The sequence below is a fragment of the Acidimicrobiales bacterium genome (genome assembly GCA_022452035.1).
In the GTDB taxonomy this organism is placed as follows: Bacteria; Actinomycetota; Acidimicrobiia; order Acidimicrobiales; family MedAcidi-G1; genus UBA9410.
Genome location: JAKURV010000063.1, coordinates 1 through 2,116, shown reverse-complemented (window position 1 = coordinate 2,116; position 2,116 = coordinate 1). Strand labels below are relative to the sequence as shown.

At 67.5% G+C, this 2,116-nt stretch carries 3 protein-coding genes; 1 reads left to right on the top strand and 2 read right to left on the bottom strand.

What is annotated here, in order from left to right; all coding sequences use genetic code 11:
* Nucleotides 1-800: beta-ketoacyl-ACP synthase 3 (locus MK181_10965; GenBank protein MCH2420318.1), on the top strand; the 800-nt coding region annotated here is incomplete at its 5' end.
* Between the two features lie 16 nt (nt 801-816).
* Here the strand turns inward: MK181_10965 and MK181_10960 are convergent.
* Both MK181_10960 and MK181_10955 read right to left on the bottom strand, forming a co-directional pair.
* A complete protein-coding gene (locus MK181_10960; protein ID MCH2420317.1) occupies nt 817-1,914 on the bottom strand; it encodes an alcohol dehydrogenase family protein in 1,098 nt (365 codons plus the stop codon).
* The coding region (locus tag MK181_10955) for a hypothetical protein (protein MCH2420316.1) at nt 1,911-2,116 on the bottom strand (206 nt) is incomplete at its 5' end. The genes MK181_10960 and MK181_10955, both read right to left, overlap by 4 nt.

Below are 2,116 nucleotides of genomic sequence, written 5' to 3'. Positions count from 1 at the left end.
ATGCCGGTGCCTTTGACCTAAACGCCGCCTGCTCGGGCTTCGTTTACGGCACCTCGGTAGTGGCTGGAATGATCGAGTCGGGGTTTGCCGAGCGGGTCCTTCTGGTTGGTGCCGAGAAGTTGCACTTCGCTATGGATTACCGGGACCGCGGGACCAGCATCTTGTTCGGTGATGGAGCGGGTGCCGCCGTGTTCGAGGCCTCTGGGAACGGGGCCGGTGTTCTGGCCGTCGACCTGGGCGCCGATGGCGGTAAGGGCGGCACGATGCTCATCCGCTCCATGGGATCGATGGGCGAACCGTCGGCCACCAACGACCCAGCGATCCATCGCCTGCACTTCGAGGGGCAGGCGGTGTTCAAGATCGCTGTGCAAGGCATCGCGGCCTCGGCGGTCCGAGTACTGGACCGGGCCGGCCTGACGGCCGACGACATTGATCTGGTGGTCCCCCACCAGGCCAACGCCCGGATCATCGACTCGGCCACTCGCCGCTTGGGCATTGACGGCGACCGGGTGTTCGTCAACATCGCCGATCTCGGGAACACGGCGGCCGCCTCCATCCCCATGGCTATCGCCGACGCCCTAGAGGCCGGCCGAGTGTCCCCCGGGGACACGGTCGTTCTGACCGCCTTCGGTGGGGGCGTCACCTGGGGGTCGATCGCTCTCAGGTGGGGCGACCGGACCGAACCGGTAGGCGTGCACGACGGGGAACTCCCACCGACCGAAATGACGGCCCTCGACCTGCTCCAGCCCAACCTGGCTTTCTACGCCCCGCTCCACGCCGACGAGCCGCCCGTCGACTGACCGGCGCCCGTGTCTCTCAGTCAACAGTGATGACCATGGCCCCCGTGTGGGCCTTGGCCACAAAGGCCTCCTGGGCGGCGTGGAAGTCCGAAAGCGGGTAGGTAGCGGCCACCACCGGGCACACCTCACCCCGCCCGATGTAGCCCACCAGAGCCTCGAAGACCGACGGCTCGTAGACCGTGCAGCCGTACAGCTCCAGGTCGTTGAGATACAGAGTGCGCAGATCTAAATCCACGATCGGCCCGGCAATAGCCCCAGCCGTCGTATACCGGCCACCCCGGCGCAGCGCCTCTAGCAGGGGGGCGAAGTCCGGGCCTCCAACCACGTCGGCCAGTACATCGACCGGCCCTCCGGCCGCCTCGATCACCGCCCCGACAAGGTCTTCAGACGTCCGGTCAACGCAGGCGTCGGCCCCACAGGCCGCCACATCGGCGAATTTGGCTGAGCTGGTCACCGCCACCACCCGGGCCCCCCGGAGCCGGGCCAGCTGTACGAGGGCTGTCCCCACACCCCCCGAAGCTCCGGTGACCACCACCGTCTGACCGGCCGACACCGCCGGGCGGGTCAGCATGTGCTCGGCGGTAGCCCACGAGCAGGGAAACGACGCCAGCTCGGCATCAGACAGGTCGACGTCAATTGGGTACACGTTGCGGACCGGGATGGCGCAGTACTGGGCGTACCCGCCGTCCCTCTCCGAACCCAGGTAACCAGCCAGTGAACGGTCGTCAGGGCGTCCAGGATCCCGAATCCACCCGTCGGCCAGCACCCGGCTCCCCAGCAGCGCCGGATTGGCCTCCGACCCGAGGGCCACCACCTCGCCGCACGGGTCGGCGCCCTGAATACGCGGGAAGGCCAGGCCACTGCCACCCCACGTAGCGTCGCCGTCTACCTCGACGTCAAAGCCGCTAGACCCGGTCGCCGCGGTCACTGACTTGGAATACCAGCCCACTCGGGTGTTCACGTCGGTGTTGTTCATGCCGCAGGCCCGTACCCGAACCAGTACCTCGTCGTCGGCTGGCACGGGCACCACCACGTCGTGACGTAACACCAGCATCTCCGGACCCCCGTTACCCACCAGGTGAAGGGCGGTCATGGTCTCCGGGATCTCGTTCACCGCTCCGGGACCACCTCGTAGCCCGGCGCCTCGGGCTCGTTGTCAACAATCTCGGCTGGGAAGCCGGGAGCCCGGACATCAAGGCCTGTGGCCTCCTCCAGGCGGCGAATGACGTTCGGCGAGAACTCCCGGTCCCCGTATCGCTCCCGGCCGTCCTCGAACACCTTCACCAGTAGCGGCGAGAGCTCCAGGGGGACGTCTA